General features: G+C 62.4%; 18 protein-coding genes. 12 read left to right on the forward strand and 6 right to left on the reverse strand.

Annotated elements, in window-relative coordinates:
- Positions 1-33: 33 nt before the first annotated feature.
- The 9 genes from KQI11_RS08125 (at position 34) to KQI11_RS08165 (ending at position 10,124) form a co-directional block, all read left to right on the forward strand.
- Positions 34-1,692 carry a hypothetical protein gene (locus KQI11_RS08125; RefSeq protein ID WP_216401764.1) on the forward strand — a complete coding sequence of 553 codons (1,659 nt, stop codon included), beginning with the start codon at positions 34-36 and terminating at the stop codon, positions 1,690-1,692.
- 1,089 nt (positions 1,693-2,781) lie between these two features.
- Complete coding sequence (locus KQI11_RS08130) at positions 2,782-3,732, forward strand: zinc dependent phospholipase C family protein (protein WP_216401765.1); 951 nt, start codon at positions 2,782-2,784, stop codon at positions 3,730-3,732.
- 105 nt (positions 3,733-3,837) lie between these two features.
- Positions 3,838-4,740 (forward strand): ribokinase, encoded by a 903-nt coding sequence (locus tag KQI11_RS08135; protein WP_185914845.1) that lies wholly within the window; start codon positions 3,838-3,840, stop codon positions 4,738-4,740.
- Positions 4,741-4,944: 204 nt separating this feature from the next.
- Positions 4,945-5,433: a GNAT family N-acetyltransferase gene (locus KQI11_RS08140; RefSeq protein ID WP_185914846.1), complete on the forward strand. Its 489-nt coding sequence runs from the start codon at positions 4,945-4,947 to the stop codon at positions 5,431-5,433.
- A 36-nt stretch (positions 5,434-5,469) separates the two neighbouring features.
- Positions 5,470-5,802, forward strand: a complete 333-nt coding sequence (locus tag KQI11_RS08145) for a P-II family nitrogen regulator (protein ID WP_185914847.1) — start codon at positions 5,470-5,472, stop codon at positions 5,800-5,802.
- A 33-nt stretch (positions 5,803-5,835) separates the two neighbouring features.
- Complete coding sequence (locus KQI11_RS08150) at positions 5,836-6,966, forward strand: hypothetical protein (protein WP_216401766.1); 1,131 nt, start codon at positions 5,836-5,838, stop codon at positions 6,964-6,966.
- A 100-nt stretch (positions 6,967-7,066) separates the two neighbouring features.
- Positions 7,067-7,780 (forward strand): RNA polymerase sporulation sigma factor SigK, encoded by a 714-nt coding sequence (gene sigK, locus KQI11_RS08155; RefSeq protein ID WP_216401767.1) that lies wholly within the window; start codon positions 7,067-7,069, stop codon positions 7,778-7,780.
- Positions 7,781-7,877: 97 nt separating this feature from the next.
- The gene (locus KQI11_RS08160; protein ID WP_216401768.1) at positions 7,878-8,870 is read left to right on the forward strand and encodes a biotin--[acetyl-CoA-carboxylase] ligase; all 993 of its coding nucleotides are present in this window, start codon (positions 7,878-7,880) and stop codon (positions 8,868-8,870) included.
- Positions 8,871-8,894: 24 nt separating this feature from the next.
- On the forward strand, positions 8,895-10,124 hold the full coding sequence (locus KQI11_RS08165) for a DUF1015 domain-containing protein (protein ID WP_353653945.1): 1,230 nt from the start codon (positions 8,895-8,897) through the stop codon (positions 10,122-10,124).
- 121 nt (positions 10,125-10,245) lie between these two features.
- Here KQI11_RS08165 and KQI11_RS08170 read toward each other — a convergent pair whose 3' ends face one another.
- From KQI11_RS08170 to KQI11_RS08190, 5 genes are all read right to left on the reverse strand, one after another.
- Complete coding sequence (locus KQI11_RS08170; RefSeq protein WP_216401769.1) at positions 10,246-11,502, reverse strand: sensor histidine kinase; 1,257 nt, start codon at positions 11,500-11,502, stop codon at positions 10,246-10,248.
- A complete protein-coding gene (locus tag KQI11_RS08175; protein ID WP_216401770.1) occupies positions 11,489-12,172 on the reverse strand; it encodes a response regulator transcription factor in 684 nt (227 codons plus the stop codon). Before KQI11_RS08175 ends, KQI11_RS08170 begins: the two co-directional genes overlap by 14 nt.
- 27 nt (positions 12,173-12,199) lie before the next feature.
- Complete coding sequence (locus KQI11_RS08180) at positions 12,200-12,955, reverse strand: ABC transporter ATP-binding protein (RefSeq protein WP_216401771.1); 756 nt, start codon at positions 12,953-12,955, stop codon at positions 12,200-12,202.
- Positions 12,956-12,970: 15 nt separating this feature from the next.
- Positions 12,971-15,343 carry an ABC transporter permease gene (locus KQI11_RS08185; RefSeq protein WP_216401772.1) on the reverse strand — a complete coding sequence of 791 codons (2,373 nt, stop codon included), beginning with the start codon at positions 15,341-15,343 and terminating at the stop codon, positions 12,971-12,973.
- Between the two features lie 111 nt (positions 15,344-15,454).
- A complete protein-coding gene (locus KQI11_RS08190) occupies positions 15,455-15,730 on the reverse strand; it encodes a DUF1294 domain-containing protein (protein WP_216401773.1) in 276 nt (91 codons plus the stop codon).
- Between the two features lie 384 nt (positions 15,731-16,114).
- Between KQI11_RS08190 and KQI11_RS08195 the strand changes: the two genes are divergently transcribed.
- From KQI11_RS08195 to KQI11_RS08205, 3 genes are all read left to right on the forward strand, one after another.
- A complete protein-coding gene (locus tag KQI11_RS08195; protein WP_216401774.1) occupies positions 16,115-17,869 on the forward strand; it encodes a right-handed parallel beta-helix repeat-containing protein in 1,755 nt (584 codons plus the stop codon).
- Between the two features lie 161 nt (positions 17,870-18,030).
- Complete coding sequence (locus tag KQI11_RS08200) at positions 18,031-19,470, forward strand: MATE family efflux transporter (RefSeq protein ID WP_353653946.1); 1,440 nt, start codon at positions 18,031-18,033, stop codon at positions 19,468-19,470.
- A 237-nt stretch (positions 19,471-19,707) separates the two neighbouring features.
- Positions 19,708-20,130, forward strand: coding sequence for a YjdF family protein (locus KQI11_RS08205; RefSeq protein WP_216401775.1), 423 nt, complete (start codon positions 19,708-19,710; stop codon positions 20,128-20,130).
- Between the two features lie 137 nt (positions 20,131-20,267).
- Here KQI11_RS08205 and KQI11_RS08210 read toward each other — a convergent pair whose 3' ends face one another.
- A complete protein-coding gene (locus KQI11_RS08210; RefSeq protein ID WP_185914858.1) occupies positions 20,268-22,034 on the reverse strand; it encodes a phosphoenolpyruvate carboxykinase (GTP) in 1,767 nt (588 codons plus the stop codon).
- Positions 22,035-22,153: the final 119 nt, after the last annotated feature.

Consider the following 22,153-nt stretch of genomic DNA (forward strand, 5'->3'; position numbering starts at 1 on the left):
AGCGAGAAAAGAGTTTGAAAAGCGAGGTAAATCATGGTCAAAACCAAACACAAGGTGTGGACGTATGCCGGCATCACCCTGCTGGTGATCCTCTACGTCCTCATCAACAACGTCAACCTAAACCCCCTCTACCAGGGCAGCGCCCTGTTTTACGCGGTGGTCATCACCCTCTACGTGGGCGCCTGGGGTGTTTTGAAGCTGGGCGGAATGCACTTTGTGCGGGACGAAAACAGCCCCCGGGTCAACGTGCAGTTCGGCGACAACCAGAAGTTCCCCAAGTGGGCCAAGTGGCTGCTGATCGCGGTCTGGGCCTTTCTGATCGTGGTCACCATCGCCTCCAGCGTCATCTTCAACGTCAACGCCTACAAAAACCAGATGACCGAGCCGATCGTGGGCGAGTTCACCGACGACATCCAGCCCATGGACCTGGCGAACATCCCCATTGTGGACAAGGAGCTGGCCAAGAAGCTGGCCGAGAAGAAGCTGGGCGAGAACCCCTCCCTCGGCAGTCAGACCCACATCGGCACCCCCACCATCCAGCAGGTCAACGGCAAATTGATCTGGGCGGTGCCCCTGCAGCACTCGGGGCTGTTCAAATGGCTGTCCAACCTGGACGGCACCCCCGGCTACATCATCGTCTCGGCCACCGACACCCAGGACGTGCAGTTGGTGGAGGGGCACAAGATCAAGTACCAACCCGACTGCTACCTCTTTGACGACCTGGAGCGGCACACCCGCTTCTTTGGCGGCGGCCTCTTCACCGGGATGACCGACTACTCCTTCGAGCTGGACGACGACGGCAACCCCTTCTGGGTCATCACCACCTACAAAAACCTGCGGGGCTTCGCCCTGCCCGAGGCCACCGGCGCCATCCTGGTCAACGCCACCACCGGCGAATCCCACACCTACACCCTGGCCGACGTGCCCGAGTGGGTGGACCGGGTGCAGCCCGAGAGCTTCGTCCTCAACCAGATCAACAACCGGGGCGAATACGTCCGCGGCTTCCTCAACTTCTCCAACAAGGACAAGTTCACCGCCTCCGACGGGCACATCATCGTCTACAACGACGGCAACTGCTACCTCTTCACCGGCCTGACCTCGGTGGGGGCGGACGACAGCACCATCGGCTTTATCATGGTGGACATGGTCACCAAGGAGAGCTACCAGTACAACCTGGGCGGCGGCGCCACCGAGGAGGCGGCCCAGAAGTCGGCTGCCGGCAAGGTGCAGCAGTACGGCTACTACGCCTCCTTCCCGCTGATCATCAACATCAACAACACCCCCACCTATTTCATGACCCTCAAGGACAACGAGGGGCTGATCAAGCAGTACGCCTTCGTCTCGGTGAAAAACTACCAGATCGTCGGCGTGGGCGAGACCATCTCCGCGGCCCAGAAGGACTATGTCAGCGGCCTCACCGCCGCTGGGTCTGAGGACTTGAAGGGGGACGAGACGACCCAGGAGGAGAAGGTATCTGGCACCGTCACCCGCATCGCCTCTGAGGTGAAGGACGGGCAGACCACCTACAAGTTCCTGCTGGACACCAGCGCGGGGACGATGTACATCAGCTCTGCCAATGTCAGCGAGGAGCTGGCCCTCACCAGCGCAGGCGACGCGGTGGAGGTCACCTTCTCCGGCAAGGTGGACAATGTGGTCACCGTGGTGGGCTTTGACAACAAGGCCATTGGCTAAATAAGCGCAAAAAACAGGGGAAGGCCGGACGGCCTCCCCTGTTTTTTCTGTCTGCAAAGTTCCCTGGACTGTTTTGTTTGAGGGAATAAAAGGAGCGGCAGGAGACGGGACGGTCGCGTGCGGGAGAGTTTGTTGCGGTGTGGCTTGCCCTGACCGCCCCCCGCCATCTGCGGTGCAGAGGGGAAGGCTGCTGTGTGTGGAGGGCCTGTTGCGGCGATGCTTGCCGACCGTCCTTCCTTGTCGTCTGCAGCGCAGAGGGGAGGTGGGGTAGAAGGGGGAACGGCTGTGTGCGGAAGGGGCCTGTTGCGGCGGGGTTCGCCGCCCATCCTTTCCCGCCGTCTGCGGCATGGGGTGGATGGGCGAGGTAGAACGGGGCGGCCGTATGAGAGAGACTTGTTGCGGGGGAACACGCCATCTAGTCCTTCCTGTTGTCTGTGCGGCAGAGTGGGGGCGGGGTAGAAGGGAGGACAGCTGCGCGTGGAAGGGCTTACTGGGTCAGAGGATTTTCTGCCTGTTCCTCCCCGCCGTCTGCGGCGCAGAACGGGGATAAGGGAGAAGGGGGGACGGCCGAATGTGGTAGGTTTGCTGCGATGGGGCCCCCCTGCTCATCCCCCCTTTTCGCTGTCTGCGGCGCGGAGTGGAGGTGGAGCCGAAGGGAGAACAGCCGTGCGTAGAAGGGCCTGTTGTGCCGGGATTTTTTGTCTACCCCTCCCCGCCGGCGGCGCAAAGTAGGGCGGGGCAGAAGAGAGGCGGCCGTGTGCAAAGGGGTTTGCTGTAGCGGGCTCCCCGATCACCCCTTCCCGCCGCCTTTGGCGCAGAGTGGGGGCGGAAGGGGGAACAGCCGCGTGCTGGGGGCTTGTTTCAGCGCAGAGCAGGCCGGACACTTGCGGCCCGGCAGAAAGAATTTGTGATTTTTGAAATCTTCTGCCCACGCGGGTTTATTGGCGGCCCCTTTTTTGGTATGATAGTACCGTAGTCAACTGCCCGCAAAAGGGCGGCTCTATTTTCCGCCCTCGGGGAGAGGGCGAGACGGCGCGGCAGCGCAAAGACGCCCCGACAAGCTGCTGCCCAACGAGGAGGAACGCGCTCATGCCCGCATTTGTCACCCATCACCTCTTTGCCGACCAGGTGTTTCACGCCCTGCCCGAGGGACAGACCAAGACGGCTGTCCGCCGCAACTACGACGCCTTTTTGTGGGGGGCCCAGGGGCCGGACATCCTCTTTTTCAATAAAATTTCCACCGTGCTCCCCCTCTGGGGCTCGGTGATGCACCACAAAAAGGTGAAGGAGAACTTTGCCGCCATGCAGCGCTACCTCATCCGCACCCGGCAGGGGCTCTTCTTTGAGGCGCAGCTGGCCTACGCCCTGGGCTTTTTGTGCCACTACGCCCTGGACAAGACCTGCCACCCCTACGTCTACTGCGTGCAGGCGGCCTTTCAGGAGGACCCGCGGGTCAGTTCCGGCGCCCACAACCGCATCGAGTCGGACATCGACACCGCCCTCTACCGCCGCCTCACCGGCCGCAGCGTGCGGGAGTACGCCATCCCCCAGTCGATGTTCGCCCCCCATGTGACCAAGGCCATCGCCCTCTATTTGAGCTATCTGCTGCGCGCGGTCTACGGGGCCAAGACCTCGGTGGAGAAGGTGGAGCAGAGCTTTCTCTGCGACGACTTCTTCATCTCCCTCTTTGTGGGGAAGGCGGCTTTCTCCCACAGGGTGGGGCTGGGGCTGGACAGGCTCACCGGCCGCCGGTACGCCTTTTCCGGCTACATGCGCCAGGAGCGGGAGAGCTGGGACTGCCTCAACCTGCGACACCAGCGCTGGTGCAACCTGCAGCGCCCGGTGGAAAAGAGCCGGGAGAGCGTCCCCGAGCTGATGGAGCGGGCACGGGGCGAGGCGGCGGAGATGATCGACGCTTTCTGCAAAAATGTGGCGCGGATGCGCCCGCGCACCATCTGCGGGGACGAGACCTTCGACAACGGCCACCCGGAGCGAAAGACCCTGCGGGAGGCCATCGAGGAGCGGGAGCTGACCCGGTGATTATCCCCATTTTTTGCGCGGGGAATCCGGCAGTTTGCTCTCTTGCAATCCCCTGGGGCATCGGGTAAACTAGAATCATCAATGATTGGGTAAAGGAGCCGTACTATGAAAATATTGGATTTTGGTTCGATCAACATCGACGAGGTCTTTCAGGTAGACCACTTTGTCCGCCCGGGCGAGACCATGTCCACCCTGGGGTACGCCAAGAACTGCGGCGGCAAGGGGCTCAACCAGTCCATCGCCCTGGCGCGGGCCGGGGCCGAGGTCTATCACGCCTGCATGGTGGGCGAGGGGGCCGACTTCCTGGTGGAGACCATGCGGGAAAGCGGGGTCGACGTCTCCCTGATGAAGAAGATCGACGCGCCGGCCGGCCGGGCCATCATCCAGGTCAACGAGAGCGGGCAGAACTGCATCCTCCTCTTTGGCGGTTCCAACCACCAGAACACCGAGGAGTACATCCGCTGGGTCATCGACCAGTTTGAGGCGGGGGACATCCTGCTTTTGCAAAACGAGCTGAATCTGACCGACACCATCATCAACTGCGCCGCCGAGAAGGGGATGCGCATCGTCCTCAACCCCTCGCCCATGAACGAGGCTCTGACCAAGGCCCCGCTGGAAAAGGTGGAGTACTTCATCCTCAACGAGGTGGAGGGCGAGGAGATCGCCGGCGGTCAGAAGGACCCCGAGGCCATCTGCGACGCGCTGCTGAAAAAGTACCCCGGCTGCAAGGTGGTGCTGACCCTGGGCAAACACGGCGTCATGTACAAAGACGCCGAGACCAAGGCCACCCACGGTATCTACGACGTGAAGCGGGTGGACTCCACCGCTGCCGGCGACACCTTCACCGGCTACTTCCTGGCCTGTTTGGCCGAGGGGCTCTCCATCGACGTGATTTTGGAAAAGGCGTCCAAGGCCTCCTCCATCGCCGTGGGCCGCCCGGGGGCCGCTCCCTCCATCCCTACCCGGCAGGAGGTGGACACCACCAGCATCGAGCCGCTCAACCTGTAAGGCGGCGCTATCTCTCACTGTCTTTTTGGCGGCCGCGGAGAGGAGGATTTTCCCCTCTCCGCGGCCGCTTTGCGTCCAAATAGGGCCACCCTTGAAAAGAGGAATCGAAAAAGTATAGATTTTAAAATTTGCGAAGGGTTGTGCAAAGGGGCGCAGTGTAGTAAACTAAAGAAGAACGAGTGTGTGAGAGAAGGGATGAGGAGAATGGATTTGACACTTCGCAGCTACCGGCCGGAGGACCTGCCGGAGATGATAGAGATTTGGAACCAGGTGGTGGAACAGGGGGACTCCTTCCCCCAGGACACCCCGCTGGACGCGGCTTCGGCCGATGCTTTTTTTGCCGCCCAGACCGACACGGTCTGCGCCCTGGACGGGGAAGGCCGGGTGGTGGGGCTCTACATCCTACACCCCAACAGCGAGGGGCGCTGCGGCCATGTGGCCAACTGCTCCTACGCGGTCAAGGCCGACTGCCGGGGGCAAAAAATCGGCCGCCAGCTGGTGGAGGACTCGCTGAAGCGGGCAAAAGAGGCGGGCTTTTTGCGGCTGCAGTACAACGCGGTGGTGGTGACCAACGAGCGGGCCATCGCCCTTTACGAAAAGCTGGGCTTCACCTGCATCGGGCGGGTGCCCAAGGCCTATCGGGCCAAAACCGGCGAGTACCGGGACACCTATATCTTCAACCGGGCCCTGTAAGGGCGCCCTGACGAAAAGGGGGAAACGACTGTGCAGATGGCGATCATCATTCTCAGCCGCTTTGAAAAGTTGGAGGAACTGCTGTTTTGTCTGGCAGAGGAGGGGGTGCGCGGCGCCACTGTCATCGAGTCCAGCGGAATGGCCAAGGTGCTGGGCCGGGAGGGCGGCCGCTTCTTCCAGAGCCTGCACCTCTACATCCCCGACCGGGAGGAAAACCGCACCATCTTCACAGTGGTGCCGGACGAGCAGGTGCCCCTGGTAGAGCGGGTGCTCACCGAGGTGGTGGGCGACCTCTCAGCGCCGGACACGGCGGTCCTCTTCTGCGTGCCGGTGGGCTACACCGCCGGGCTGGGGGAGAAAAAAGAATAGAGACAGACTTTATTATACTTGCGAGATGTTTTTATGAAAACGTTGGCGATAGTAAAAAAAGCAGATGGTGAGGTGCGGAGAATATCTGCTTTTCAAGCATATAGAGAAGAGCGGTTTCAAGGCAAAAGGCATGTCTATTTTTCAATCTACTACCCCGATGAAGAAATGACGCTTGTATATCTAAAAAATACAAAAACTGCTTTTTTTAGGTATAAAAAGGGGTCTAACTTTGCCGTTTCTAAAAACAACTCTCCTGATAATGGAGAAGGGGAAAGCTCTATACACTACATCGCTAAAGAGGCTTTATCTAGATTGACAAAGCTCACATTGGTCTCTAGTCAGACAACAATTACAGCATTTGTGTCAGGGAAGGCAACAGTTGAAAAAAGGTTTGATCTAGAGAATAAAACGTATTTCGCGGATGTTTATTTTAATTTGGAAAGGACAGAACCTAAAGAATATCGCTATAGATGGTATGATCAAATTGCTTTAGAAATATGTATTACACATAAAGTAGAACTGGAAAAGGCTGCAGATTTTGAAAAAAACATAATCCCACTATTTGAAGTTACACTGCCTAAAAAGACTTGCGAAAAATTTGATTTAGATAAAGCCAAAAGCGAGTATAGTGACAATGAGATTGAAAGTAGAATAGTCAATATGCAAAAAATGTTTGAGAAACAGATTTTTGGCTGTTTTCTTTCCAATCCCTTTTCGATGGAGTATTTAGAGATGCAACGGTATAAAAGTGAAATAGACAAATTTAAATCAAAACGAGATGAAATATATGATATAGTTAAAAATTTAGAACAAATAGTAGAGCCTTTAGGCATCAGAGTTGCAGATATAGCGCAAAGAGTGGAGCCTTTGGACGTTAAGACTATAGATATAACACAAAGAATAGAGTCTTTGGACGCCAAGGTTGCAGATATAGAGCAAAGAGCAGAGTATTTATCTACTGGAGGTACGGGCCTATGCCAGGGGCAAGAAAACTTGCTCTTTGAGAATGACCATTCTATTTTAGACCAAGAAAAATTGTTTAAAACGAAATGTAGCTGTACAGAACTACAGTATGGAGAAAACACTTCAGTTGGAAAAAAAGACACTAAACGAGGTGTCTTAGTACGCTTGTCCAACTGGATAAAGAGAGTTCTCGAAAAATAGTAAATCGAATTGGCTAATTAATACGGACAACTCGCCCCCGCATATAGATGGAAAAGCGGCCCATTTGCCGCCATCTCATCGAACAGGAGGGGGCTTTTTCATGTATACCGCACTGGTTTGTCTGGTTTTGGCAAACCTCTTGTACTTTGCGCTCCACATCTCCTCACAGGGGACTTTTCCCAAGCCCCTGGACAAGGAGGAGGAGACCGAGCTGTTTCACAAATTTGCCGCCACCGGCGACTTGGAGGCGCGCAACACCATCATCGAGCACAACCTGCGGCTGGTGGCCCACATCTGCAAAAAGTACTATGCCGCCGGGCAGGTGGACCAGGACGACCTGGTCTCCATCGGCACCATTGGGCTGATCAAGGCGGTGAGCACCTTCAACTGCGACAAGGGCATCCGCTTCGCCACCTATGCCGCCAAATGCATCGAAAACGAAGTTTTAATGAATTTCCGCTCCCAGAAAAAGACAGCGGGGACCCTCTACATCAACGACACCATCGAGTCCGACGGGGACGGCAGCTCCCTGACCTACCTGGACGTGGTGGCCGACTCCACCGACATTGTGGACACCATCGACCTGGGGCTGCGCTCGGCCGCCCTCATCGAGGGGGTCAACACCGCCCTCACCCCCCGGGAGCGCATCATCGTCAAGCTGCGCTACGGGCTGAACAACCAGCGCCCCAAAACCCAGAAGGAGGTCGCCAAGCTGCTGGGCATCTCCCGCTCCTACGTCTCCCGCATCGAGAAAAAGGCATTGGGCAAGTTGGAGCGGGCCCTCAAAAAACGGGGGGAGAAGGAAGAGGGATAAAGGGAAAAAAGGGAGGGCCGGTACGGCCCTCCCTTTCCATTCCCCCGGAAATATGGTATCATCGTCACAGACTGAAAAGAGAGGGGAGGGGCGGCCGATGGCCAAAAGGCAGACGCGCTATGTGGTGTTGGAGGCCCTGCGCCAGCAGGGCGGGGAATTTCTCTCCAGCACCGCCCTCACCGAGAAATTGGGGGTCACCCGGGCCGCCATCTGGAAGGCGGTGGTCGCCCTGAAAGAGGAGGGCTACCCCATCCGCTCGGTGACAGGGGAGGGCTATGCCCTGGAGGGGGAGGCGGACGTGCTGTCCGAGCGGGAGATCGCCCGCCGCCTCGCCACCCACTGGCTGGGGCGCGCCCTCTGCTGCCAGCCCCAGATGGAGTCCACCAGTGCCCACCTCAAGGCGCTGGCTGCCGGGGGCGAACTCCGCCACGGGCTGGTGGCGGTGGCGGGGGAACAGACCGGTGGCCGGGGCCGGGGCGGGCGCAGCTTCTATTCGCCCCCGGGCGGCCTCTACTTCTCGGCGGCCCTGCAACAGCCCCTCCCCCTCTCGGCGCTGCGGCTGTTGACCCTGGCGTCCGCGGTGGCCATCTGCGAGGGGATCGCCGACTGCTGCGGCCTGCAGGTGGACATCAAGTGGCCCAATGACCTCTACTGGGGGGGGAGGAAGCTGGGCGGCATCCTCACCGAGTGCTCCCTGGTGGGGGAGAGCGGCGAACTGGAATACGCCGTCTGCGGCGCGGGGCTCAACTGCGCCGCCACCCCCTGCCCGCCGGAGCTCCGGGGGGAGATCGTCTCCCTGGAAGAGGCGCTGGGCGGCCCTCCACCGGCTCGGGCAGCCCTGCTGGCCGCCCTTTTGCAGCGGCTGGAAGGGGCCTTTGACCAGCTGCTGCAAGGGGAGGGGAGCCGGTCCCTGCTGGAGGGGTACCGCGCCCGGCTCCTCTGGGTCGGGGAGACGGTGGAGGTCTCGCGGGGGAGCGAGCGGTACCGGGCGGTCTTTGAGGGGGTCGACGGCGAGGGCCGCGCCCTCCTGCAAACGGGCGGGGAGGTGCAGGCGCTCTCCAGCGGGGAGATCCGCCTCAAGAAGAGATAGCAGAAAGAGAGAGGAGCGGCAGCTGTGGCTGGATTGGGATTTTACCCGGGGGACATCTATTTCCCCCTTGTGGAGGAGATGGAGAAGTGGAGCGTGGTGGCCTGTGACCAGTACACCGCCCAGCCCGACTACTGGAAGCGGGTGGAGGAGCGGGTGGGGCAGGCCCCCTCGGCCCTGCGGATGATCGTCCCCGAGTGCTACCTGGGCACCCCGCAGGAGGGGGAGCGGGTGGCCGCCACGGCCGCCGCCATGCGCCGGTACGTGGAGGAGGGGGTCTTTCGGGCCGCCACCGGCTTTGTCTACCTGCGCCGCACCCTGCGCTCTGGTCGGGTGCGCCAGGGGTTGGTGGGGCTTTTGGACCTGGAGCAGTACGACTACCGCCCCGGCGCCCAGTGCCCGGTGCGGGCCACCGAGGGCACGGTGCTCGAGCGCATCCCCCCGCGGGTGGCGGTGCGGCGGCAGGCCCTGCTGGAGTGTCCCCACATCATGCTGCTGGTGGACGACCCGGAGGGGACGGTGGTCGAGCCCACGGCCCGGCGGCTGGGGGACTTGAGCCAGGTCTACGACTTCGATTTGATGGAGGACAGCGGCCACCTACAGGGGTTCCTCTGCGATGACGACGAGGCGGTGCGGGTGATGGGCGCCCTGCGGGCCCTGTCGCTGAAATCCCCCTTCCTCTTTGCCGTGGGGGACGGCAACCACTCCCTGGCGGCCGCCAAGGCCCATTACGAGGAGATTAAACGGTCCCTGCCCGCCGGGGAGGCGGCGGTGCATCCGGCCCGCTATGCCCTGGCAGAGGTGGTCAACCTCCACGACCCGGTCCTGGACTTTGAGCCCATTCACCGGGTGGTGTTCGATGTCGATGGCGAAAAACTGCTGGCCGCCCTGCGGGAAGAGCTGGCCGCCGCCCCCGGCGAGGGGGGCCAGGGCGTCACCCTCTGCCTGGCGGGGCGGGAGGAGCGCTTTGCCTTTGGCAGACAGCTGGCCAACCTGTCGGTGGGCACCCTGCAGGCCTTTTTGGACGGGTATCTGGCCCGAGAGGGGGGCCGGGTGGACTACATCCACGGAGCGGACGTGGTCCGCCGCCTGGCCCGGGACGAGGGGTGTGTCGGCTTTTTGCTGGAGGGGATGGAGAAGGAGTCGCTCTTCCCCGCCGTGGCGGCGGACGGCGCCCTTCCCCGCAAGACCTTTTCCATGGGCGAGGCGTGGGACAAGCGGTTTTACCTGGAGTGCCGCCCCATCGCCGCGGGATAGATCGGAGGGACAAAGCCAGGGGGCGAGACCCGGTGCACCGGGTCTCGCCCCCTGGCTTTGTTTGCGCAGAAGTCTTTTGCCGCGAAGGGGGGAGGGGGGCTGACCGGGCGGGGAGAGGGACTTACCCGCCGGGCTTGCGAAAGACGGCGGTAAAGGCCATCTCCCCCTCCCCCGCCTGGGCGAAGAGCTCGCCGTCCATCTTCGCCATCAGCTGGCGGCAGATGGCCAGCCCCAGCCCGCTGCCGGGCTGGTCTGCGGCGTTGGAGCCCCGCCAGAAGCTGTCGAAGAGATAAGGCAGCTCCCCCTCGGGCAGGGAGGAGCCGCTGTTTTTTACGGTGAGGAGGAGACAGTCCTCCTCCCAATCAAAGGAGAGGGCGACCCAGCCGCCGTCCCCGTACTTGATGGCGTTTTCCAGCAGGTTTTGTGCCACCTCCACCGCCCGGTCCAGATCCCCTTTCAAGAGGCAGTCGCTCCAGGGACCCACCCGAAAGTCGGTCTTTTGCAGGGCCAGCTTGTCCGGGTAGTAGGCGGTGAGTGCGCCGACGAGTTGGCGGAGGTAGAACTCGCCCGGGCGCACCTCCAACTGCAGCAGGTTTTCGCTGGAGGCGGTGACCAGCTGGGAGACAAAGGACTCAATCTCGTCCGCCTTTTGGCCGATGCGCCCGGCGATCTCCCCCCGCCGCTCCGGCCCGTAGAGGTCCTGGCGCAGGGCCTTGGCGTAGAGCTTGATGGCGCTCAAAGGGGTCTTGATGTCGTGGGAGAGGGAGAGGAGGAGGGACTTTTTCTCCCGCTGCAGGGAGAGTTCCGCCGCCCGCCGCCGCTCCAGCTCCTCCCGCAGCAGGTCCAGCCCCCAGAGAAAGCGCCCAAAGAGGCGGCCCCGGCTCTCGGGCAGGGGGGATGACAGGTTGCCCTTGGCCAGCTCAAAGGGCAGTTCGCGCAGCCGCTCAAAGGGTCGCAAAACGAGCCGCCAGACGACAAAAAGGAGGGAGAGCGCCAGGGCCGCCATGGCGATCATCCCCCCGTTGGCAGCCCAAAAGAGGGTGCTGTCGCCGCCGGTGGGGAGGCGGTAGTCGAAGCGGTAGCAGGTGTCGCCGATTTGGCGGACGGCCGCGTCCAGGTTTTCGCCGGCAAAGAAGGCGGCCGCGTCCTCCCCGGGCAGCAGGGGGGTCACCCGGGTGACGTAGCGGCAGTCTGTGAGGTCGACGGCCCCCTCGCCCCCGGCGGCGATCGCCCGCGCCAGCCGGCTGATCTCCACCTGGTGGGGGCGCGCCCCGCCGCCCCCCTCCCGGGCGGGGAGGAGGAAGGCCAGGTTGACGCCCAGAATGAGGGCGGCCAGCCCCAGGGCGACGGCGAAAAACAGGCGGCTAAAGCGCTTCATCGGCTTCCCCCTCAAAGCGGTAGCCCACCCCCCAGACTGTCAGGATGCGGGCGGGGTGTCTGGGATCGCGCTCGATTTTTTGGCGCAGCCACTGGATGTGCACCGTCAGGGTCTGGGGCTCGCTGAAGCTGTCTGTTCCCCAGATGCGGTCAAAGATCCACTCCTTGCGCAGGGATTTGCCGCGGTGCTCCACCAGCAGCCAGAGGAGGTCGAACTCCTTGGCGGTGAGGGCCAGGGGCCTTCCCGCCAGGGTGGCGGCGCGGCGCTGCCGGTCCAGGGCGAGGTCGCCGTCGCGCAGGGCGGTGCGCTCGTACCGCCGCTGAAAGATGCCCCGGATCTTGGCCAGGAGGATGTCCACGTCGTAGGGCTTTTCGATGTAGTCGTCCGCCCCCAGGCGCAGCCCGGCCAGTTTGTCCTCCTTTTCCGACCGGGCGCTCACCACCAGGATGGGCAGGTCCCCCTCCTGCCGCAGGGCGCGGCAGACGGCGAGGCCGTCCATCCCCGGGAGCATGACGTCCAGCACCGCCAGCCGGGCCCCCTCCCGGCGGGCCAGGGCCAACCCCTCCTCCCCGGTGGGGGCGAGGGCGGTCTGGTAGCCCTCGGCCTTTAAAAAGTCGCAGAGCAGTTCCCCCAGCTCCCGGTTGTCCTCCACCACCAACACGTCGATCACGGCGCGCCCTCCTCTCTTCTGCGGGGTTTACCAGCCCATCTCGATGAGCCAGTTGCTCAGTGCCCGCTCTCTGGCGCGGGGCTGGCTCTCCTCAAAAGTATACTCCCCTTTGATGTTTCCATCAACGAGGTAGACCACCCGGCCGCAGCGGGAGGCCACCTTCACGTCGTGGGTCACCAGCAGGAGGGTGGTCCCCTCCCGGTTGATCTCCTCCAACTTCTCCATCACCCCGTCCGAGGCGGCGCGGTTGAGGGCGCCGGTGGGCTCGTCGGCAAAGATCATCTTCGGCCGGTTGATGAGGCTGCGGCAGATGCAGGCGCGCTGCAGCTGTCCCCCCGAGACCTCGCTGATGTCGCTGTCGGCGGTCTCGACAATGCCCAGTTTGCGCATCAGGCCCTCCCCGCGGGCCACGATCTCCCGCCGGGGGCTCCGCTCCCTTTTGGACTGGCAGGCGGGGAGGATGATGTTGTCCAGTACCGTCAGATTTTTGAGCATGTACATCTGCTGGAAGATGAAGCCCATCTCCTCGAGCCGGGTGTCGGCCAGCTCCCGGGGGCGCATCCCCGCCAACTCCCGCCCGAAAAAGGAGACGCTGCCGGCGGTGATCCGGTCCATCCCCGAGACGGCGTAGAGGAGGGTGGACTTGCCCGAGCCCGAGGGGCCCATCACCGCCACCATCTCCCCCTCCTCCACGGTGAGGTCGACGTTTTTGAGGATGTTGTTCTGCCGCTTGTTGACAATATAGGTCTTGCAGAGGTCTTTGGTTTGCAGCGCAGTAGCCATGGCCGTTCGCTCCTTTTATTCAATGTTGTTGGTCTCGCGGGGGGAGATGCGGCGGATGGGGAGGGCCGCCAGGGCGCTGACGGTCAGGGTGACGGCCAGCACCAGCAGGGGGTAAAGGAGATAGACTTCCAGCGGGTGGACGACGAATTCGATGTGGCTGGCCCCCATCATCTCAAAGGCCTTGGCCGCCGAGAGCTGGGCGATGGGCCCCGAGAGAGCCGCCCCCAACAGGGTGGCCGCCGCCAGGATGATGCCGATGCGCAGCACCTGCCAGGCGATGATGGCCCCGTCCCGAAAGCCGATGCTCTTGAGCATCCCGATCTCGCCCTTTTCCCGGGTGAGAAAGCTCTTCATCATCAGCAGGGCCACCAGGGCGTTGATGGCGAGGATGACCGCCACGATCAGCTGCTTGACCTGGTCGACCTGCTCGGCGGTGTCCCCGATCATATAGCTGACGTATCCGGCCCCGGTGTAGATGCGCTCGCGCGGGAAGAGCTCTTTCAGCCGCTGGGCCCGGACGGCGATCTCCCCCTCGCCGGGGTGGTCGCGAAAGGCCACCTGGGTGGCAAAGCCGCCGAACCCGTAGTGGTAGTCGAGATCCTCCTTTTCCGAGAAGCGGATGCCCTCGCCCAGATTGTTCATCGACTGGTAGATGGCGGTGACCAGGAAGGACTTCTCCTCCCCGCCGATCTTGATTTTGACCCGGTCGCCGATCTGGGCGCCGACGGCGTCGGCAGTGATGTGGGTGAGGGCCACCTCGCCGGGCCCGGCGGGGGCGCTGCCGCTGGAATAGGTGTAGCGGCCGGCGTCGACACCGGTGCCTTGAATGGCAAAGGCGGAGGTGCTCTCCTCCCCCAGGGAGATGCGAAAGCGAAAGATGGTCTCGGCCCAGCAGTCGGCGGGCATCCCCTCCTGGGCCAGCGTCTCCTCGGTCTGGCGCAGGTGGGCGCGCAGCTTCTCCCGCCCGCCGGGGACCAAAAACTCCATGGTGCGCTCGTCGCTGTTCAGGTAGAGGTCGCTCTCGACCATCCCGAACAGGTCGATGAGATGGCCGCTGCCCAGTGTGTTGACGGTGTTCACCGGCACGATGATGAGGACGATGCCGATGGTGAAGGTGACCAGCAGGGCCGCAAAGCGGCGAAAGCCGCTGAGGATGTCCCCCAGGGCCAGAAAAGGGAGGACCGGCATCCGCCCGCGGGAGAGGCGCAGCGCCCCCTTGCGGTGGAACCGCTCGCCGCTCTTCCCGCTGCGGATGGCGTCGATGGGGGAGAGGGAGCCGATGCGCCGGGTGCAGAGGGAGCAGAAGGAGACGACCACCGCCACGATGAGGACACAGCAGAGCAGGTGGAGGAGGACCCCGCCGCCCCCGGCGGCGGGAAGGACGATGTTTTTGCCCACTCGCTCCAAAAAGAGGTTGCCGAAGGGGATGCTGGCGAAGAAGCCGGCGGTCGCCCCCGCCAGGGCGATGGCCAGGTATTTGACCAGGTAGAGGCCGCGGATCTTGCGGGCGGGGATGCCGATGGCCTTCATGATACCGATTTCGCGGTACTCCTCCTCCAGGGTGAAGGTGATGGTGAAGCGGAGGATGACCAGGGAGATGAGGATGAGGCAGGCGCTGACGGCCAAGAGGGCTGCGGCGACCACCATGTCCATGACGTAGGTGGTGGCCACCAGAGAGCGGTCGCAGGCCACCACCGCGGGAAAGCCCAGGCGGTTGTACGCCCGCTGCAGCGCCGGGGCGTCGCCGGTCTTGACCGAGTAGATGGCCCCGGTCTGGTTGTCCCAGTCGCCCTCCCGGGCAAGGGTCTGGTAGTCGCCCCGGCTGATGAGCAGCCGGGAGGAGCCCATCATGGAGGAGCCGAGAAAGGCGTCTTTGACGTTGCCGGCGACGGTGAAGTCCATCTCCAGCGCCCCGGTACGCAGGGTGATGGTGTCGCCCCGGACCAGACCGGCGTCCTCCATCACCTTGAGGGGGAGGTAGATGGTCCCGTCCTCGATGGCGGTGAGGGGGCGGTCGCCGCTGTCGAAGAGGGTCAGCTGGGCGTCGAGGGAGCTGAGGAAGCCGGTGTTTTGCAGTTCCAGCGCCTCGCCGTTTCGCCAGAGGTTTTGCCCCAGGTAGAGGTGCTCGCTGCGGCCCCAGCTCTCCACCAGTTCGCTCTCGTTTAAAAAGTCGATCAACTCGCCGTCATTCCCGCCGTTGTTGGCGGTGACAACCGTAAAATCCCCCAGACCGGCCCTGTCAAAATAGCTGTCCAGGGCGGTGGAGATGGCAATCAAGTTGCCGGTGCTGCTGGCGATGAAGGTCGCCGCCAGGGCGATGAAGACGAGGAGGATGGCGTTCATGGTCTTTTTGCGCCGCAGGTCCTTTTTTAAGATGTGCAGGTACATGAAAAAGCCCCTTTCTGCTCTCGGTAAGACCGAGTATAGGGCAGAAGATATTAAAGAATCCTTAAATCCCAAAAGGGCAGAAAAAAAGAGGGCGGCATCGCCCTCCCCCCTTTACGCCCGGCCCAGCCACAGCCAGGCGGCCATCCCCGCCAGCCAGAGCAGACTGAGGGCCGGGACCCCCCAGGTGAACTTTCTGTGGCGGGTCTTGTGGTGAAACCAGTGCATCCCCAAATAGAAGCCGGGCCCGCCCCCCAGCGCGCAGAGGGTGAGCAGCGCCCGCTCGGATATGCGCCAGCGGCCCTTGACGGCGGCACGCTTGTCCGCCAGGCAGGCAGAGAGGGCCGCCAGATTGACAGCGGCCAGATACCACCAAAAAAAGACCGACACAGCGCTCGCCCTCCTTTATAAAAGAGATGGTTTTTTACAAGTATACCAGAGGGGGGAGAGGGGGACAAGGGGACAAGGGGGAAATACCGGCAGCGGCGCACGGAGGGACGGAGGAGTAAACATTTGGAGATGGAGGAATATTTGACCATTTATCTTGACAAAATCTTCAAAAAGAGGTATGGTGATTGTGCAAAAGTGTAAGTTTTCGTTCTTTTTAAAAACATATTTTGTTTATTTTTGTATGCCAACTTGTGTTCGTCACAGGTTGGTTTTTTTGTTTGTTTCAGCCAAAACGGCGGGGCGAACGACAACCTACACCTTTTTAGCAGGGGGCGGCCGCTGCGGCCGCCCCCGCCAACAAACTCATTTTACAGGAGGGAAACCATGAAGATGAAGAGAGTGCTGTCGGTCCTGCTGAGCCTGGGACTGGTGGCGGCAGCGGTCCCCGCCCAGACCCTGGCCAAGGGGGAGGAGACGGTCCGCATCTCCAGCTCGCAGGAGCTGGTGGAGGCCATCCACAACCAGAAAGACGGGCAGACCTGGGTGCTGGAAGCGGGCCTTTACGACCTGGGAGACGACTGTCTGGACGTTGTGGCAAACATCAATGGGGTGGAGAAGGGGTTTGTGTTCCCCCTCTTTGCCAATGATTTGAGCATCCGCGGCGAGGGAGAGGTGTCGATCACCAGCTCATACGACCCCGCCACCGGCAACTGGGCCGGGCAGAACTTCGTCACCGTCGGCGGCAGCGGCGTCACCCTGGAGAACCTGACCCTCAAGGGGAACCCCAACAGCTTTTACGACAGCCAGTGCAACAAGGCCATCGAGCTGATGGGCGGCAAGGACCTGACCCTGAAAGACATTGCGCTGGGCGCGCTCCAAGCCCCTGACGGCTCTGTCAGCAGCGGCTCCATCTACATCAGCAGCGCCGATGCAGGCAACACCGTCATCGAAGGGGTGGAGATGGCTTCCTGGATCAGCGCCAAGTCGGTCACCTCGGGCTCGGTGGCGGTGAAAAACGTGACCCAGGACTTTGCCAACAACACCTATGCGGGCTATTCCGACGAGGTGTACGGCTACGCCTGGAACCCCGGCGTGAGCGGGGACAAGGTGTCCCTGGAGGGGCTGACCATCAAGGTCGACAACAAGTCGAACTTTGTCAAGCAGATTTCGGACAACCTGCGCCCCGGCACCACCGTGGAGCTGACCGAGGACATCGCCGTGAGCGAGATGGTCTACCTCCGCGCCGACGGGGTGAGCATCCGCGGCGGCGGCCACACCATCACCGCGGCCGGCAATTTCCAGATGGGGAGCCACGGCCAGATCAACCTCGTGAAGGTGGAGGCCGACGGCGTGACCCTAGAGGACTTGCAGCTGGTGGCTACCGCGGCCAACAAACACGCCCTGGACATCTGGGGCGCCGACGGGGTGACCCTGCGCAATGTGGAGCTGGACCACAGCGCCGCCAAGACGGGGGCGCCGCTGGTCAACAACAGTTCCAACGTGACCATTGAGGGGACCTTCCGGGCCGTGACCGGGGAGAACTCCTGGTACGGCGTGAACCTGGACGACAGATACGGCAAAGCCACCCTCACCTTCGCCGAGAGCGCGGCGGTCAGCTACGAGAGCAAGGCGGCGGGGGAAAAGCCCTTTGTCTACCTGGAACTGGCCACCACCAAGCCCAGCGAGGCCATTGTCAACCCGGAAAACGGCGGTCTGCTGCTGGACCCCGAGAACGGCCAGTTTGTAGAGCACAGCCACCAGTACGGCAGTTGGCAGAGCGATGAGGCCGAGCACTGGAAGAGCTGCGAGTGCGGCGCCGAGAGCGAGCGCGCCGCCCACACCTTTGTCTGGGTGCTCGACAAAGAGGCCACCGAGACCGAGGCCGGCAGCAAGCACGAGATGTGCAGTGTCTGTGGCTATGCCCGGGCGGCGGTGGAGATCCCCGCCACCGGTTCCCAGACCACCCCGCCGAACGAGGAGGAGCCCGGCGACACCCCGGCGGAGCAGCCCGGCGAGGGGGAGAAGGCCGACACCCCCACCACCGGCGACAGCGCTATCCTGCTGGGGGCCGGCCTGGCAGCCGCCCTCGGCGCGGCGGCCCTGGTGGTGCTGAAGAAGCGGAAGGCCAGCGCCCGCTAGGGAGCGGACAGACAGAGAGCCATAGAAAAGAGAAGGGGGGCGGCCGTCCCCCTTCTTTTTTTGCACAAAAACGGAGGAGGAGGGCGCTTTACATTTGAAAAACGGGGTCTTATAATACATGTGAACAATACGTTACAGCGAGAAAGACAGGTGATGACCCCGTGGCAAGCGGACCGTCCGGCGCGACACAGGACCGCGCCCAATTCCTCAAGATGACCACCGAACCGGTGGGATGGCTCATCGGCAAACTGGCCGTCCCCACCATCATCAGCATGCTGGTGACCTCCATCTACAACATGGCGGACACCTTTTTTGTCAGCCAGTTGGGCACCAGCGCCACCGGCGCCGTCGGGGTGGTGTTCTCCCTGATGGCGATCATCCAAGCAGTTGGCTTCACCCTGGGCATGGGCTCGGGGAGCAACATCTCCCGCCTGCTGGGGCAGGAGAAGAAGGACGAGGCCGACCGGGTGGCCTCCACCGCCTTTTTTACTGCCCTGCTCCTGGGGCTCTGCATCACGGTCATCGGCCTTCTGTCCATGAAAAACCTGATGCGGCTGCTGGGCGCCACCGAGACCATTCTGCCCTACGCGCAGGACTACGCCCGCTACATCCTCTTCGGCGCGCCCATCATGTGCGCCTCCTTTGTGATGAACAACGACCTGCGCTCCGAGGGGAAGGCGGTGCTGTCGATGATGGGGATCGCCACCGGCGGGGTGCTCAATATCGCCCTGGACCCCCTCTTCATCTTTGTCTTCGACATGGGCATCTCGGGGGCGGCCATCGCCACCCTGCTCAGCCAGTGCATCAGCTTTTGCATCCTCCTCTCCAACTACCTCTTTCACCGCAGCACCGTGCGCATCGCCATCCGCAAGGTGAGCCTGCGCTGGGACCTCTACCAAAAAATCGTGGTCACAGGCATGCCGTCCTTTTTCCGGCAGGCGCTGGCCTCCTTTGCCTCCATCTCCCTGAATGTGGCGGCGCGGGCCTACGGCGACCCGGCGGTGGCCGCCATGTCGGTGGTGGGTCGGGTGTTCATGTTCATCCTCTCGGCCATGTTGGGCTTTGGGCAGGGCTTTCAGCCGGTCTGCGGCTACAACTACGGCGCGGGCCGCTACGACCGGGTGAAAAAGGCCTATCTCTTCTGCCTGAAGGTGGGCTTCTGCGGGCTGCTGGTCCTCTCGGCGGCGGGCTTTGCCCTCGCCCCCAAAATCATGGCCATCTTCCGCCGGGACGACCCTGTGGTCATCGCCATCGGCGCCCTGGCCTTTCGCCTGCAGTGCTGCAGCCTGCCCCTGCACTCCTTCATCGTCATCAGCAACATGCTCTTTCAGTCCCTGGGCAAGGCCCGGCAGGCCACCTTCATCTCGGTGGCCCGGCAGGGGCTGTTCTTCCTCCCCCTCATCTACACCCTGCCCTCCCTCATCGGGGTGCTGGGGGTGCAGTGCAGCCAGCCCATTGCCGACCTGGTGACCGCCCTGGCCTGCGTGCCGATCGTCCTCCTCTTCTTCCGGCAGCTAAACGCGCAGATCGCCGCCATGCTCCGAGAGGGAACGGCTTCCCCGCAGGGAGAGCCCGCACCCCAGGTCCAGAAGGCCGATTGACCCGCCGCACAAAAAGAGTGAGAGCGCCCCGACAGTCTGTGTCGGGGCGCTCCTGTTTGTCCTTGACTCCCCCTTAAAATGGTGTAGAATGGCCTTGCGGGGATAAAAACACGGCCTGGTCGGGTAGTCCAGGCGCGGCGCAAGCCGTCAGTAACCTGCCTCCTTTGGTTGTCCCTTCTCCGCCGGGCGCGCCGACAGGCGCCCCGCAGGATATTCTCTTTAAAGGAGGGATCGTCTGTGGTACAGACAAGGGCGAAACTGACCGTGTACTTTGAAGACCCGTTCTGGGTCGGGCTCTACGAGCGGTGGGAGGATGGCCGGGTAGAGGTCTGCAAGATCACCTTCGGCGCCGAGCCCAAAGACTACCAGGTCTACGAGCGGATGCTCGAGGGGTGGAGTCGGCTGCGCTTCGGCCCCCCGGTCGCGGGGGAGGGCCCGGCGGACGACAGGCGGGTGAACCCCAAGCGGATGCAGCGGGTCATCCGCCGCGCGCTGGAAGGGCGGGGGAGCGGCACCAAGGCCCAGCAGGCGCTGCAACTGCAGCGGGAAGCGGGCAAGAAAGAGCGCCGCACCTCCACCCGCCAGCAGCGGGAGGCCCAGCGGGAGCGGCAGTTTGCCCTGCGCCGGGAAAAGCGGCGGGAGAAACACCGGGGCCACTAGGGACCCGCGCCCACAGGGCAAACGCGCCCGGCGGAAAAGGACCGCCGGGCGCGTTTCCGTCCCCTTTTGGGGGGCGGGGGATACAAAAAGGGCCTGCGCAATTTTGCGCAGGCCCTTTGTCGCACGAAAGGGGAAGGTTACTTGTTCAGGTTCTCCTCCAGGATCTCCAGCTGGTGAGCCAGCTCCTTGGGCAGGTGATCGCCGAACTTGCCGTAGAACTCGTGAATGCCCTTGGCCTCCTCTTTCCAGAGGTCCACATCCACGCTCAGCAGGCCCTTCAGGGTCTCCAGGTCGATGTCCAGGCCCTCGAGGTTGATGTCCTCGGGCTTGGGCTCGTAGCCGATGGGGGTCTCAACGGCGTCGGCCTTGCCGTCGCAGCGGTTGATGATCCACTCCAGCACCCGCATGTTGTCGCCGAACCCGGGCCAGATAAAGTGGCCTTCGTCGTCGGTGCGGAACCAGTTGACGTTGAAGATCTTGGGGGCCTTGTCGCCCAGCTTCTTGCCCATCTCCAGCCAGTGGGCAAAGTAGTCGCCCATGTGGTAGCCGCAGAAGGGGAGCATGGCCATGGGGTCGCGGCGGACCACGCCGACAGCGCCGGTGGCGGCGGCAGTGGTCTCAGAGGCCATGATGGAGCCGACAAAGACGCCGTGCTCCCAATCTCTGGCCTGGTAGACCAGGGGAGCGGTCTTGGCGCGGCGGCCGCCGAAGACGATGGCGGTCACCGGCACGCCCTCGGGGTTGTCGAACTCAGAGCTGATGCAGGGGCAGTTGATGGCGGGGGCGGTGAAACGGCTGTTGGGGTGTGCGCCCTTGACGCCGCTCTCGGGATCCCACTTGTTGCCCTTCCAGTCCAGGGCGTTTTTCGGCGGGTTCTTGTCCAGGCCCTCCCACCAGACAGTGTTCTCGTCCAGGTTGTGCACCACGTTGGTGAAGATGGTGTCTTTCTGGGTGGAGATCAGGGCGTTGGGGTTGGACTTCATGTTGGTGCCGGGGGCGACGCCGAAGAAGCCGTTCTCCGGGTTGATGGCCCACAGGCGGCCGTCGTCGCCGATGCGCATCCAGGCGATGTCGTCGCCGACAGTCCAGACTTTGTAGCCCTTCTGCTGGTAGAGCTCGGGGGGGATGAGCATGGCCAGGTTGGTCTTGCCGCAGGCAGAGGGGAAGGCGGCGGTCACGTACTTGACCTCGCCCTGGGGGTTCTCAAGGCCCAAAATGAGCATGTGCTCGGCCATCCAGCCCTCGTTTTTGCCCTGGAAGGAGGCGATGCGCAGGGCAAAGCACTTTTTGCCCAGCAGCACGTTTCCGCCGTAGCCGGAGTTGATGGACCAGATGGTGTTGTCCTCGGGGAAGTGGACGATGTAGCGCTTCTCCTCGTCGATGTCGGCTTTGGAGTGCAGGCCGCGGACAAAGTCGTTGGACTCGTCGCCCAGGTGATCCCAGGCGGCCTGGCCCATGCGGGTCATGATGGCCATATTCAGCACCACGTAGGTGGAGTCGGTCAGCTCGACGCCGACTTTGGACAGCTTGGAGCCGACGGGGCCCATGCAGTAGGGGATGACATACATGGTGCGGCCCTTCATGACGCCGTCAAACATGGCGCCCAGCTTCTCGTACATGACCTTCGGGTCCTCCCAGTTGTTGGTCGGACCGGCATCCTCTTTGTTGCGGGTGCAGATGAAGGTGCGGCCCTCGACACGGGCCACGTCGTTTTCAGCGGTGCGGTGAATATAGCAACCGGGGAGTTTTTCCTCGTTGAGCTTGACCATCTCGCCGGTGGAGACGCTCAGCGCGCGGATCTCTTCGAGCTGCTCCTTGCTGCCGTCGATCCAGACAACCTTGTCCGGCTTGCACAGCGCAACCATCTCGTCGACCCAGTTCAAGACATTCTTGTTGTTCGTCATAGGTGATATGCCCCTTTCTAAAGTGCGGTTTCGGTTGTAAAAAAACAACTTTTCCTGTTTACCATTATAGCGAAGAAAAAGCGAGATTTCAACTTGAAAACGCCGTTTTATTAGGTGAA

It is taken from the genome of Acetanaerobacterium sp. MSJ-12 (assembly GCF_018917875.1).
Lineage (GTDB): Bacteria > Bacillota > Clostridia > Oscillospirales > Ruminococcaceae > Bittarella > Bittarella massiliensis.